The sequence below is a fragment of the Biomaibacter sp. TOL genome (assembly GCF_059717795.1).
This window is the reverse complement of the sequence record NZ_AP046092.1, coordinates 2,029,099-2,041,246: the sequence shown is the minus strand read 5'-3', so window position 1 is coordinate 2,041,246 and position 12,148 is coordinate 2,029,099. Positions and strand designations below refer to the sequence as shown.

The 12,148-nt window shown below is 43.6% G+C and carries 12 protein-coding genes and 2 pseudogenes; 7 read left to right on the top strand and 7 right to left on the bottom strand.

The window, feature by feature from the left end; genetic code table 11:
* The first annotated feature begins 112 nt into the window (after positions 1–112).
* On the top strand, positions 113–1,561 hold the full coding sequence (locus AC6I1H_RS10255; RefSeq protein WP_497737498.1) for a PucR family transcriptional regulator ligand-binding domain-containing protein: 1,449 nt from the start codon (positions 113–115) through the stop codon (positions 1,559–1,561).
* A 12-nt stretch (positions 1,562–1,573) separates the two neighbouring features.
* Here the strand turns inward: AC6I1H_RS10255 and AC6I1H_RS10250 are convergent.
* From AC6I1H_RS10250 to AC6I1H_RS10235, 4 genes and pseudogenes are all read right to left on the bottom strand, one after another.
* A pseudogene (locus AC6I1H_RS10250) lies at positions 1,574–1,996 on the bottom strand (aldehyde ferredoxin oxidoreductase C-terminal domain-containing protein); the annotation flags it as partial.
* A gap of 56 nt (positions 1,997–2,052) precedes the next feature.
* Positions 2,053–2,202 (bottom strand): hypothetical protein, encoded by a 150-nt coding sequence (locus AC6I1H_RS10245; protein WP_497737497.1) that lies wholly within the window; start codon positions 2,200–2,202, stop codon positions 2,053–2,055.
* A 21-nt stretch (positions 2,203–2,223) separates the two neighbouring features.
* Entirely contained in the window at positions 2,224–2,388 is a 165-nt protein-coding gene (locus tag AC6I1H_RS10240) for a hypothetical protein (RefSeq protein ID WP_497737496.1), read from the bottom strand.
* Between the two features lie 40 nt (positions 2,389–2,428).
* Positions 2,429–2,677, bottom strand: a pseudogene (locus tag AC6I1H_RS10235) (aminotransferase class III-fold pyridoxal phosphate-dependent enzyme); the annotation flags it as partial.
* Between the two features lie 521 nt (positions 2,678–3,198).
* On the opposite strand from AC6I1H_RS10235, the gene AC6I1H_RS10230 reads away from it, so the two are divergent.
* From AC6I1H_RS10230 to AC6I1H_RS10210, 5 genes are all read left to right on the top strand, one after another.
* Positions 3,199–4,356, top strand: coding sequence for an ABC transporter substrate-binding protein (locus AC6I1H_RS10230; protein ID WP_497737495.1), 1,158 nt, complete (start codon positions 3,199–3,201; stop codon positions 4,354–4,356).
* A 108-nt stretch (positions 4,357–4,464) separates the two neighbouring features.
* The gene (locus tag AC6I1H_RS10225; protein ID WP_497737494.1) at positions 4,465–5,343 is read left to right on the top strand and encodes a branched-chain amino acid ABC transporter permease; all 879 of its coding nucleotides are present in this window, start codon (positions 4,465–4,467) and stop codon (positions 5,341–5,343) included.
* Positions 5,344–5,347: 4 nt separating this feature from the next.
* Positions 5,348–6,346, top strand: a complete 999-nt coding sequence (locus tag AC6I1H_RS10220; protein WP_497737493.1) for a branched-chain amino acid ABC transporter permease — start codon at positions 5,348–5,350, stop codon at positions 6,344–6,346.
* A complete protein-coding gene (locus AC6I1H_RS10215; protein ID WP_497737492.1) occupies positions 6,347–7,123 on the top strand; it encodes an ABC transporter ATP-binding protein in 777 nt (258 codons plus the stop codon).
* On the top strand, positions 7,120–7,839 hold the full coding sequence (locus AC6I1H_RS10210) for an ABC transporter ATP-binding protein (protein ID WP_497737491.1): 720 nt from the start codon (positions 7,120–7,122) through the stop codon (positions 7,837–7,839). The genes AC6I1H_RS10215 and AC6I1H_RS10210 overlap by 4 nt, the downstream gene beginning before the upstream one ends.
* Positions 7,840–7,910: 71 nt before the next feature.
* Here the strand turns inward: AC6I1H_RS10210 and AC6I1H_RS10205 are convergent, their stop codons facing one another.
* Together AC6I1H_RS10205 and AC6I1H_RS10200 are read right to left on the bottom strand one after the other, a co-directional pair.
* The gene (locus tag AC6I1H_RS10205; protein ID WP_497737490.1) at positions 7,911–9,737 is read right to left on the bottom strand and encodes an ATP-binding protein; all 1,827 of its coding nucleotides are present in this window, start codon (positions 9,735–9,737) and stop codon (positions 7,911–7,913) included.
* 15 nt (positions 9,738–9,752) lie between these two features.
* Positions 9,753–10,709, bottom strand: a complete 957-nt coding sequence (locus AC6I1H_RS10200) for a DNA double-strand break repair nuclease NurA (RefSeq protein ID WP_497737489.1) — start codon at positions 10,707–10,709, stop codon at positions 9,753–9,755.
* 132 nt (positions 10,710–10,841) lie between these two features.
* Between AC6I1H_RS10200 and AC6I1H_RS10195 the strand changes: the two genes are divergently transcribed.
* Positions 10,842–11,087 (top strand): AbrB/MazE/SpoVT family DNA-binding domain-containing protein, encoded by a 246-nt coding sequence (locus AC6I1H_RS10195; RefSeq protein ID WP_497737488.1) that lies wholly within the window; start codon positions 10,842–10,844, stop codon positions 11,085–11,087.
* A gap of 103 nt (positions 11,088–11,190) precedes the next feature.
* Here the strand turns inward: AC6I1H_RS10195 and proC are convergent, their stop codons facing one another.
* Positions 11,191–12,012, bottom strand: a complete 822-nt coding sequence (proC, locus tag AC6I1H_RS10190) for a pyrroline-5-carboxylate reductase (protein ID WP_497737487.1) — start codon at positions 12,010–12,012, stop codon at positions 11,191–11,193.
* Positions 12,013–12,148 lie beyond the last annotated feature (136 nt).

Here is a 12,148-nt window from a genome sequence, read left to right as displayed (position 1 = left end):
TAATATAGACAAATCATGTTAATGTGTTTACAATTAAGATAATAACAGCAGTGTGGTGTCAAGATATGTTATATATCAAGTTTGCAAATTTATTCAGGGGATGTGTTTAGAGTTGAATATAATAGACCTGTTAAAAATGCCTTCCATGGAATTCAGCTATATAGTTGCCGGTCTAAACGGGGTCTTTAATGACGTGAAGAGGATAGATATCCTCGAAACCTCCTACCCCGAAGTGGAAAAATATCTAGAGCCCTTTGAATTCATCTTTACATCTTTCTGGAATCTGAAAGATGACAAGCAAAACAGGGTAAATCTCGTAAAATCAATGATAGAGCACAAGTGCGCGGGCATAGGTATAATGCCCGATACAAACCTGAAGGGCCATATAGATGAAGAAATAATTGAACTGGGCAACAAGCACTCGTTTCCAATCGTGTACATTCCACCGCACGTGCGCTGGAGCGATATTATTTCGGAGTTCTCTCTTCTGACAAACTCGATTAATCAGTCCGCACTGGATTCCTATCTGGTCGACATTTTAATGGCTTTCAGCGAACTGCACGCAGAAAGAAACGTCAAGAAGCTGAGCGCCCAGCTTAGCCAGTTTTTGTCCCTTCCCATTATCATAAGTGCGGACAATACGTATTTTGAGGGTTTGGAAAACAAAGCAGCCTCCACGGTAATATCCAAAATCCATTCAATTAAGATGCAAAACTTCCACAGGCTGAATATCCCCATTTCATTGCAGATAAATGACCATTACTTGGCTATCGTGTACTACGGGGAAAGTTCAATATTCGCTACCTATATCTCGAGTCAAAATATCAGCAGCCCAAAACTGCAGACCTTCCATAAAATAGCACCCTTCATCATCAGAGAGCTGGACAGCTTTTTCGGCAATAGCACAAAAACAGCGTTGAACAGAATCGATTTAAATTACGACATGCCCTATTATCTGGTGCTGTTGAGAAAGGAAAATATAAATTCGGTTTTAAAGCATATTAATTCAAAATATTTTATCTATGAGGAGAATAAATTTTACAATTATGTGATTTTATTAATACCAAAAGAAGGTATTACCGAAGATAAAATTTACGAAGAATACTATAAAATTATTGACAGGGTCAAGCCATTGCTGTTTATTTTTTCCAGAGAATGCTCGTCCGTCAAAGAGGTGTTCAACCAGATAAAAATGCTTAAAATCTCTGTAAATTCTCTGCTGTTCCTGGAGGGCATTTTTTCCATCGACGAGCTCCCTCTTTTGTACATGATACTTTATTCGCCATATGAGTATAAACAGACGATATTTAAGGTAAACAATGCAAATATAAACCTTGATATCGACCCTTCTTTTTTTGACACACTGCGGCTGTACCTTGTGTTGAGAAACATAAACGATGTCTCAAGTTTGCTTGGCATGCACCCCAACTCGGTAAAATACAGAATTAGCAAATGCCTTAAAGCGAATGGCATCGAAAGGGTTAAAGCCCTGGGGGAACTGCCTCATATAAAACTTCTTTTGCTGTGTGAAATCCTGAAAGTGGAAAATACTTTTATTTGAAGCAAATTCTCTGGCAAGCCCTCCCACTTGGGTTGACGCCAGTTTTACACCCTGCCCCAGAAATTGTCCGAAGCCTTTGTTATCGGCTATTAACTTTATTACTTCTAATATGGCCTCCTTGTTCCCCCAGGTCAATACTATCCCATCAGTGTCTTTTTTTGTCAAAAGGCCCGCCTCAAAGCATTCCATCGCCCAGGCGATAACTCCAGAGGTAGATATGGTGTCAAGGCCGTATCTGTTGCACAAGTCATTAGCGGCAATTATTACATTAATGTCATCATTTAATAAATTTGACCCGAAGCCGGCGCAGGTTTCATACTCCGGTCCATGAGCAACCGTTCCCTTGTAAGGGCCTGTAAAAATTTTAACATTTTTCCCGCATCTGATAGGGCATGCATGGCAGCCGGAGTGACTTACAAAAGTTGCATCACTGATTTGTGCTTTTTCATTTTCAATAAGTATATATACCGGCCGCTGAGCTTTGCCGTTTATTATAATACCGTCATAGGGAGTCTTTTTCTTGCCGCCAAGCCCGAACCACCCAAATGCTCTTTATAGAGCGCGGGCGGCACCTCAACAGTTCCTATTTCACCGGTGTCAAGGTCTACTTTTAAAATTTTGCCTGTAAAGCCGAAGGGCATTATAGAAAACCTCTCTTTCGATTAATTAATCAATTCATCTATATCATCCAATACTCCATCCAGAATTTTAATGGCTTCTCTTATTTCGTTTTCTTTTATAATCAAAGGCGGTGCGATCAATATATTGTTTTCATGAGCGTAAGTATAAAAGCCGTTATTTATTAATTTTCTAATAATCTTCGGCATAATTTTTTCCGGATCGCCGCCGTAGGGAACTATGGGCTCTGAATGCCAGTTTCTTTGCCTGGTTTATTATGGCTTCTATTACCCTTGCATTCCCGTGGCCTATGTTGGAATTGACAAGCTGGGAAGACATATCATAATACCTTTTGCCGTCGGAATCCCAGAAATATATGCCTTCTGCTTTCGTAACCACTATGGGGTCCAGAACCCTCTGAACGCTCCAAGAATGAAGGTTGTACTTTAAATCCTCTTCTTTTATCCTTTTGGCCAGTTCCTCAACGCTGCCTGACATTTTGATTCCTCCTCAAATAGATTTAATAATTTTTAATAATCATGAAATCAATTGAATTAAAATTCATAATTGGATTATAGCTTTTGGCGCTTAGTATAAAGTAATATTCTATAGGTGTCAAGTATTATGTCAAGTTTGTTAATATTTTTGTGCTTATATATTTATTATTTGTAATTTTTGTGTTTATTTTGATAAATACCATAAACCATCATTACTATAATTAGTACATATATTAATTGCTTTTTATTTAATTGTCAGGTTTTAATAGGATGCTAAAATATAATAAATAAAAAATTGACAATTAGTTGACTAAGCATTTTAAAATATTTAATATATATATCAAAATACCGGTAAAAAATTATTATTTCAAATCTTTAAAATATGTAGTATAGATGTAATTTTAGCTTGATCTCGGGTTAGAAACCGAATTTGTTGCGGGGATGTGGGGGCATCCCGTGCAAAAAAGCGGCTTTCTGCACCTGAATCGATATTAATACAAATTAGGTGAAGGAGGAATTCTTGTGGGAAAAATAAAAGTCTTTCTGATTTTGAGTTTGCTTATTCTGGTTTTTGTTGTGGGTTGCGGATCCGGTTCAAACAATTCAATCGATGAATTGAAAATAGGTGTTTCCGCACCATTGACTGGAGATTTGGCCGCCCTTGGAGCTTCAACTAAAAACGCCGTTTTACTGGCAGAGGAAGAAATTAATTCTTCCGGAGGTATAAAAGTAAACGGCAAAATGATGAAAGTCAAATTTATTATCGAAGACGATGAAAATAAACCGGAAACTACGGCTACGGTTTTCCAAAAATTAATCAGTCAAGACCGCGTTCTGGCCATTATCGGTTCCCAAGCCAGTAAATGTTCCAATGCCGGGGCTCCTATTGCAGAATCGAATAAAATTCCTCAAATCACTCCCTGGTCTACTAATCCGAATGTTACCAAAGACCGCAAATATGTCTTTCGGGCTTGTTTCATAGATCCTTTTCAAGGCAAAGCAGTGGCTTTATTTGCCTACAACAAACTGGGCGCGAAAAAAGCCGCAGTATTATACGATATAGCCAGCGATTATAACAAAGGAATCGCCGAGGTTTTCCGGGATGAATTCAGCAATCTCGGAGGACAGATAGTGGCTTTTGAAACGTATAACACAAAAGACACTGATTTTTCAGCGCAACTGACAAAAATCAAGGCCACCACCGCTGACGTCTTATTTTTGCCGAATTATTACAATGAAGTGCCCCTTCAGATTCAGCAGGCTCGAAAGTTAGGCATTGACGCCCAGATTATTGGTGCAGATGGATGGGATAACCCGGAGCTGTTGAAGCTTGGCGGAGAATTATTAGAAGGAACATATTTTTCCAATCATTACGCTGTGGATATCGCCGGTGATAAGTCAAAGGCTTTCATAGAAAAATACAAGAACAAATACGGCGAAGTCCCCGACGCTGCAGCTGCGCTGACTTACGATGCTGCATACATCTTGTTTGGCGCTATTGAGCGGGCGCAGAAGGCCGATCCTCAGGCCATCCGCGATGCCATAGCCTCTACCAAAGATTTTGAGGGGGTAACCGGAACTATCAGCTATAATGAAGGCTCCGGTGACCCCGTAAAGGGAGCCGTAATAATTAAAATTCACGACGGCAAGTTCATATACGATAGTTCCGTAAAACCATGAAATAAAAGGCTTTGTTCCGGATGCGGGCGATAATAGATTTTATTGCCTGCATCCTGCCGTCGGTTTTCGCCGCAAATGTCTATTTAAAACGCATGGAGTGGTTTTATCATGGAAATCATCATTCAGCAGCTCATAAACGCTGTTCAACTTGGTGCCGTCTACGCCCTGATTGCTCTCGGGTACAGCATGGTATACGGGATAATCAGGCTTATAAATTTCGCTCACGGAGATATATTCATGGTTGGTGCGTTTATCGGCTTTCTGCTGGCAGTGAAGTTCAAGCTGCCTTTCGTATTTATTTTGCTATTGACCATGTTTTTAACAGCTCTGTTAGGAATTGCCATTGAAAGAATAGCCTATCATAAGCTGCGTAACGCGCATCGAATGTCTCTTGTAATCACAGCATTAGGGGTGGGAACCTTTTTGGAAAATTTAGTAAGGCTGGCGGTGGGGCCTCAAACCCGGCAAATCCCGGCACAGCTGTCAAACAATATACTGCACCTTACGAACGGAATTGTAGTCACCGAAGACAAGCTATTGATTATAGGCATATCTATAATGTTAATGATAGTTCTATGGTTATTTGTCAATAAAACTTTAATCGGAAAGGCTATGAGGGCTGTAGCCGACAATATAGACGTAGTGCCCCTCATGGGGATTAATGTGGACATGATAGTATCCGTCACTTTTGCTATCGGTTCGGCACTTGCAGCCGCCGGGGGTATTTTTTTCGGCCAGTCGTATTCAATTGAGCCCTACATGGGGATTGATCTTGGATGGAAGGCTTTTATCGCCGCAGTGGTCGGCGGCATAGGTTCCATAGAGGGAGCAGTAGTCGGTTCATTTATCCTCGCCGGCATAGAAGTGTTCACCGTGGCATATCTTTCATCAAATTTAAAAAACGGCATAGCTTTTGCTCTGCTTATTATTCTTCTGGTTATCTGGCCTTACGGCATTATGGGGAAACCATCGCTAAAGAAGGTGTAAATTTATGCTGGAAAAAGCCATAATCGGCAAAAAATCAATAAGTGCAGACTCTTTAAACTGGATAAGGTTGAATGCATTTTTTTTAATTTCTGCAGCATTTGTTCAGATGTTGGGAAATATTGGTTTTATCAACCAGTATTATATTCATATTTTAACTGTAATGGGTATGAATATCATACTTGTTGCCAGCTTGAATCTTCTCAACGGCTATCTTGGAGAATTTGCGCTGGGCCATGCCGGGTTTATGGGAATAGGGGCTTATAGCGGAGCTTTAATCGCCATATATCTGGGACTGCCTTTTTTCCCCCGTTTATTTTTTTCTCTGGCCGGTGCAGCAATTGTTTCCGGTGTGGTAGCATACATTATCGGCCTGATAACCTTTAAAACCGTCGGCGATTACCTGGCTGTTATTACTTTGGGCTTTAATATGATTATAGTCAATATTATTCAAAACATCGATTTTATAGGGGGCCCCCGCGGTCTGGTAGGAATACCTAAATCAACTAACTTTTTTATCGTGGCTGTATGTTTATCTTTCACTTATACGGTGTTGCGTAATCTTGTCTATTCCAACTACGGCCGTTTATGGATTTCAATCCGCGAAAATCTTATAGCTTCAGAATTAATGGGTGTAAATATAATACGAATGAAAAATTTAGCTTTCACCATTGCAGCCTCTTTCGCAGGTTTAGCCGGAAGCCTCTGGGCCCAATACCAGCAATTTATCAATCCTAAAAGCTTTGACTATACCAAGACCACAGAGATTCTGGTCATGTTATACCTGGGCGGAACGGGAAGCCTTTCCGGTTCAATTCTGGGGGTAATAGTATATACAATTACGATGGAAATATTGAGGAATTTGCTTGAATTCAATCCTCGATTGGTTGAACTGCGGATGGTGATCAGCCCGATGATATTAATCGTAATTATGTTGACCCGTCAATTCGGATTAATGGGAAAAAGAGAATGGAAGTGGATACAGCCCGAAAAGGAGGGGAATTGAATGGAAAAATTGCTTAAAATAAAAGAAGTGACTAAAGCATTTGGCGGTCTAAAAGCGGTTTCCAAATATAACCTTGAGCTCGGCAAGGGAGAGATTCGAGGAATTATAGGGCCAAATGGAGCCGGAAAGACTACGGTCTTCAATTTAATTACGGGAGTTTACCAGCCGGATTCTGGACAGATTCATCTGGATGGAGAAAATATCACGGGTCATCAACCGGATACAATTGCCCGAAAAGGTATCGCCCGCACGTTTCAAAACATCAGGTTGTTCGGGGAAATGACAGTATGGGATAATGTTAAAATGGCGTTTCATGCCCGAACAGGTTATAATTTCTGGGGTGCACTGTTGCATTCGGCATCTTTTAAAAAAGAAGAAAAAAGAATAGGCGAAGAAAGTCTGGAATTTCTTGATTATCTCGGATTGGCTGAACGCAGAAATGAGCTGGCTAAAAACCTGCCATACGGCGAGCAGCGTCGACTGGAAATCGCCCGGGCTCTTGCCACAAGACCTAAAATATTGTTGCTGGATGAACCGGCAGCCGGTATGAATCCGAAAGAAGTCGAGGATTTAATAGGGTTAATTCAAAAAATTCATAATGATTTTCCCTTATCCATTTTGTTGATTGACCATCAGATGCCGGTAGTCACTGAGCTCTGTCATATCATTCAGGTCATAAATTTTGGTCAATTGATTGCAGAAGGCATTCCTTCTCAAGTAATTAATAATCCACTGGTGCTGCGGGCGTATCTGGGCGAAGAGGAGGCAATTGCATGAGTCTGCTTGAATTAAATAATTTAACTGTATCCTATGGTCCCATAAAAGCCCTGCATGGAATCACCATACGAGTTGAAGAAGGCGAATTTGTCTCCCTTCTGGGAGCCAATGGAGCCGGCAAATCCACAACTTTGCGCTCCATATCCAGATTAATTCCTATTTTGGAAGGCGATATACTTTTTAATGGAAAGAGCATACTCAACTTAACAGCTTATCAGATAGTTTCACTGGGAATTTCCCATGTACCCGAAGGTCGAGGGATTTTCCCCAGTTTAACTGTAATGGAAAACTTAGAATTATCCAGTTGGACTGTAAAAGATAAAAATAAAATAAAGCATAATTTGAGCCGGATTTTCAGCATTTTCCCTCGCCTGGAAGAAAGGAAAAATCAACTGGCGGGCACTTTGAGCGGCGGCGAACAGCAAATGCTGGCCGTCGGCAGAGCCATGATGACAGATTGCCGCCTGATGTTGTTAGATGAACCTTCCATGGGACTTTCTCCTCTGCTTGTAAAAGAAGTTTTTAAAGTATTGAAAGAAATCAATAATTCCGGAACAACGATTTTGCTTGTAGAACAAAATGCAAATATGGCATTGAAAATTGCTGACCGCGGTTATGTTATAGAAAACGGCCGAATAGCCCTGGAAGGACCTGCAGAGCATTTGATGCAGGATAAAAGAGTAAAAGAAGCATATTTTGGGAAAGAAAAGAAGTGATATAAGCTCAGAGGCCTTATTCTCTCATCTTTCACATGGTATTTCCATCCGAAGAATTTTCATATATACACCTACATATATATATCCCCCAGGGGGCTTTTCTGTTTTTTAAGCCTGCCTTTCTCCACCAGGGCGTCCAGAGCTTCCTTCAGTGTCCGCACCTCGTATTTTTCATCTGAGTCCTTATTTATATCCTCAACAGCCCGGACGAAGTTGGCCGCATAAATGGGCAGGTGCGGGCTTATGAGGGAAAGCAGTTTTTCTTCGGAATCCATCCTGTGGTTTTTTATCTCATCTATGGGGTTTATCGTATGGGGGCTGCTCGTATAGGGGAATCTCACCCGAATGGCCACTGTCCTCCCGAACAGCGGTGATGATACGAAGGCGTCCCCCGAAGGCAGGTAAGGCAGCCGCCGGGCTTCCTCCGACTTTATATCCGTCTCCTCGGCGATGGTAGCTATGTCCGAACCCCTGACGGTCCTGAAGATTATTTTTGTGTTCAACTGGGCGGTGACAGTTTCGTCCAGCAGTGTGGGCCGCTGGGTAGCCAGAACCAGAAACACTCCGTATTTTCTCCCTTCTTGAGCTATCTCCGTGATTATCCCTTTTGGGGCTGCGTCTCTGCCCTTGGGGGCGAAATTATGGGCTTCATCGGTGGCTATCACAAAAGGCGGAAAATAATCTCCCTGGGCCTGGCCCCTGAGTTCGCCGTCCTTGTAATCTCTCCTCTGGCGGTAGATGTTGGACAAAAGATACGTGGAAAACACCTGGAGAAGCCATATGGGGCCCTGAATAACCGCCAGCTTGCCCTGCAGCATGGCCTCCTTAACAGGCTTTATGTCATGGCTAAAAAGCCCGGATATCTGAAGCCTCCTGAGTCTCCAGCTTATGCCCTGCACCGAGGGCAGAGGTATGTTCTGGTAATCTTCCAGAAGTTCCTTCATTCTCTTAAACCGTTCTATATCCTGAGGCTCCAGACCCTGCCGCAGGGCGTTGTCTATCTTCGACCTGCCCATCTCCAGGGCTTGAGCCAGATCTTCCAGCCTGGAGGAAAAGGAGAGGTATGTATCCCCGCGGCGGTGAAGCACCTCCACCGCGCTGCTCATGGCTTCCGAAAGGGGGCTGACCGCCGAAAGCAGCGCAAGAAGGTCTCTCTTAGAAAGGTTTAAGAATTCAACGCCGATGTGCTCGCCTATCTGGAATTTGCTAAAGTGTCTTTTAAAATTTTCCGCTTCCGGAATTCCTTCTTGGCTTGCGGAAAAATCCATTTCATAATGTGGGTCCAGTACTACGGTGGGTATCCGGTGCCTCATAAGCTCTTCCAGGATAACCCTCATGCCGAAGGACTTTCCGGAGCCGGAGCCGCCGAAAATTCCGATGTGGGGATACTGGTGAAAAGACCTCAAATCCAGGATAAAAGGCACGTTCTCTGTCATTCTCGGCTTTCCGGCGGAAAACATGTAAAAAAGCCCTTTCAGGTCCTGGTCCATGGTCTTCGCAGTCTCTTCGGTATTTTTTATTTCTCCCAGCAATAGCCCGTCTTCCCGGGACCCCTTCATTAGAAATGATTTTACTTCGTCAAAACCCGGCAGACGCACAGCAGAACCAGTGGTCACCGGAAAGCTCGTTTCGCTCATGAGCTTTACCTTTGCTATGTTTATTTCGTCCTCATCTATGGAATAGCCCAGATGTTTGAGGGATTCCACCACATGGGCATCGCTGAAAGCGTGTTCGACGGACAGCGGTATGAAGCGGTTGTAAGAACTTGCATCCACCACTTCGCCCACTAGAGGACCCTGGTTTGGGTCGTCGATTATCAAAAGCTCATTTATGCGAAACTTTCTTTCTCTCGAAGCCACATACACCTCCAGAGGGGTAGTTATTCCGGCCACCTGCATTCTTCCATTCCTCCTTTATATCGCTCTTTTGCTCCTCTTGGCCAAGATATACTCGGCATAATCTTCGCCAAGGTACGTATTTAACAGTCCTTCCATCATCGTGTCCGTAATCCTGACTTTTTTATCTATTATGTCTAGCCACAAAGGTATCCCCCTCCCATTTACCGGCGTCAGGGTAAAAAGAAGGTCCTTTACCTGGTCTAGAAAAGCGTACTGTTCCTCCGGCATGTCGATGCCTATGGGCTTCGGGTCATATGAAAACCTGGCAAAGCATGTGCGCAGGCCTTCTTTGAAAAGGCCCGGCGCCATTTCCAGCACTTCGCCCACCTCGAGAAGCCCGAAAAGCATCTCCCAGTCCATCGCCCGGTAAGGGATCTGCGGCATCACGTTCTCTAGAGCGGAACTGATTATGCCGGTAGAAATCCCCTCCACTACTCCCGCCAGAAGGGTGCCATGCTCCAGCGCTTTTTGCTTCAATTTCTCCCACAGCTGGGGCGATTCTATCTTGAACCTAACCAGCGAACCGTCTATTAAAAGCACCGCCGGCTTGAATTCTTCTATCGCCAGGATTGCTGCATTCGCTTCCAGGGCTGCCAGATTTTTTTTGATATATGCTCTGTAATCGTCCTCGCTTAAATCCTCCTCAAAAAGCAGGGGGGAAAACGCATCCGAAAGCAGTATCTCCTCCCTGCGGCTGCAGGACCCGGCCAGAGCCTGCTGGAGCGTGACCATGTAAGGAAATATCCCTCCTCCGCTGTTTGTCGAACCGTCCACACCCGCTACTCCCCCTTTTTCGACAATGCTCGATAACATGTCGGAATCCATCTTCTTACATTTTAAAAAACTGCCTGTCCCTTTTTCAACTATGATTTTTCGAAGAAAACCTCTGTCAGGTTTTTTTTCAAGTCTCGTCTTTAAAGCGTCCGCCGCCTCTTCAAACTTTTTCTTAAAGGTTAAATCTATTTCGAGCAAGTTTTTAACACCTCCGGAATAAATTTGATAAAAAGGAAAAAATTTTAAATTTCATATTGACTAATATGGGCATTTTTGGTATTCTCTACTTAAGGGGTAAATGTCGAAAGTTGAAAATAGGGGGCGAAACAAATGAAATCTACAGGACTTGTCCGTAAAGTTGACGAACTGGGGCGAGTGGTCATCCCCATAGAGCTCAGGCGCACCCTTGACATTGCAGAAAGGGACGCTCTGGAGATCTATGTGGACGCCGACAAAATCGTACTCAAGAAGTACATGCCGGCCTGTATTTTCTGCGGCAGCGCCGAAGATATGGTAAACTTCAAGGGTAAAAACATCTGTTCCAGCTGCCTTAAAGAAATCGAGAAAATGCGGTAAAAGCCGGCAAATAGTTTTTAAATAGTATTAACGGCAAAAAAGAAGAGACGGAGGTCTCTTCTTTTATTATATCTTCATTTTACTTCCAACTCAACCGGTTTTTTCATTTGCAGTTTTCCATCAGCATCTGCCTTGACCTTTCCGCCGCGTTTCTGACGGCTTCCACAATGGAGGCGGTAAATCCCATCTGCTGGAGCGTTTTAATTCCGGCCATGGTGGTGCCGCCGGGAGAAGTGACCTTTCTTCGGAGGTGAACCGGCGCCTCACCGCTCTCCAGAGCCATCTTGGCTGCACCGAACACCGTCTGGATGGCCAGCTGTTCTGAGATTTCCCTGCCGAGTCCCGCACTTATACCGGCTTCGGTCATGGCCTCCAGCATCAGATAAACATAGGCGGGGCCGCTGCCGGAAAGGCCTGTTACCGCATCCAGCGCCTCCTCGAGAACCTCGACAACCTTTCCCACCGAAGAAAATATTTCCCGGGCTATCTTGATAGAATTTTCATCTGCATATGCGCCCTTCGCAATGGCCGTGGCGGAGGCTTTCACCTGACACGACGTGTTCGGCATGGCTCTGACAACCCGCACTTTTTTTCCCAGCCGGTCTTCGATAAAGGATGTGCTGATACCTGCGGCCACCGATATGATAATATGATTTTCAGTTACATATTCCCGGATATCGGTGAGCAGTTCCGACATGTCTTTAGGTTTCACGGCTATAATAATTTTATCGCAGCGGGAGAACACGGTCGCGTGATCCCTGGTGATATTTACGCCATAGCTTTCTTTCAGGAAATTCAGCCTGTCATTATTTTTCCTATTTATTACATAAACATTCTTCGGATCAAGCAAACTGCAACTCAGTATTCCCGAAAGCAGCGCCTCCGCCATGGCCCCTGCTCCTATAATTCCAAGTCTTGCTTCCATGATGGATTCCCTCCTGAAAGATTTATGATAAATAAAAAACCTTTCATCCAATAAAGGACGAAAGGCTTGCTTCCGCGGTGCCACCTTTTTTGGGTCTTTTGACCCCGGCTCTTGGGGTACGCTCCGGTTTTACGGA

What these genes read in the sequence shown, in the direction of transcription:
- AC6I1H_RS10220 (WP_497737493.1), top strand. Translation starts at nt 5,348, where the DNA reads ATGCTGGAAAAAGCCATAATCGGCAAAAAATCAATAAGTGCAGACTCT.
- AC6I1H_RS10210 (WP_497737491.1), top strand. Translation starts at nt 7,120, where the DNA reads ATGAGTCTGCTTGAATTAAATAATTTAACTGTATCCTATGGTCCCATA.
- proC (WP_497737487.1), bottom strand. Translation starts at nt 12,012, where the DNA reads ATGGAAGCAAGACTTGGAATTATAGGAGCAGGGGCCATGGCGGAGGCG.
- AC6I1H_RS10215 (WP_497737492.1), top strand. Translation starts at nt 6,347, where the DNA reads ATGGAAAAATTGCTTAAAATAAAAGAAGTGACTAAAGCATTTGGCGGT.
- AC6I1H_RS10240 (WP_497737496.1), bottom strand. Translation starts at nt 2,388, where the DNA reads ATGCCGAAGATTATTAGAAAATTAATAAATAACGGCTTTTATACTTAC.
- AC6I1H_RS10245 (WP_497737497.1), bottom strand. Translation starts at nt 2,202, where the DNA reads ATGCCCTTCGGCTTTACAGGCAAAATTTTAAAAGTAGACCTTGACACC.
- AC6I1H_RS10195 (WP_497737488.1), top strand. Translation starts at nt 10,842, where the DNA reads ATGAAATCTACAGGACTTGTCCGTAAAGTTGACGAACTGGGGCGAGTG.
- AC6I1H_RS10205 (WP_497737490.1), bottom strand. Translation starts at nt 9,737, where the DNA reads ATGCAGGTGGCCGGAATAACTACCCCTCTGGAGGTGTATGTGGCTTCG.
- AC6I1H_RS10225 (WP_497737494.1), top strand. Translation starts at nt 4,465, where the DNA reads ATGGAAATCATCATTCAGCAGCTCATAAACGCTGTTCAACTTGGTGCC.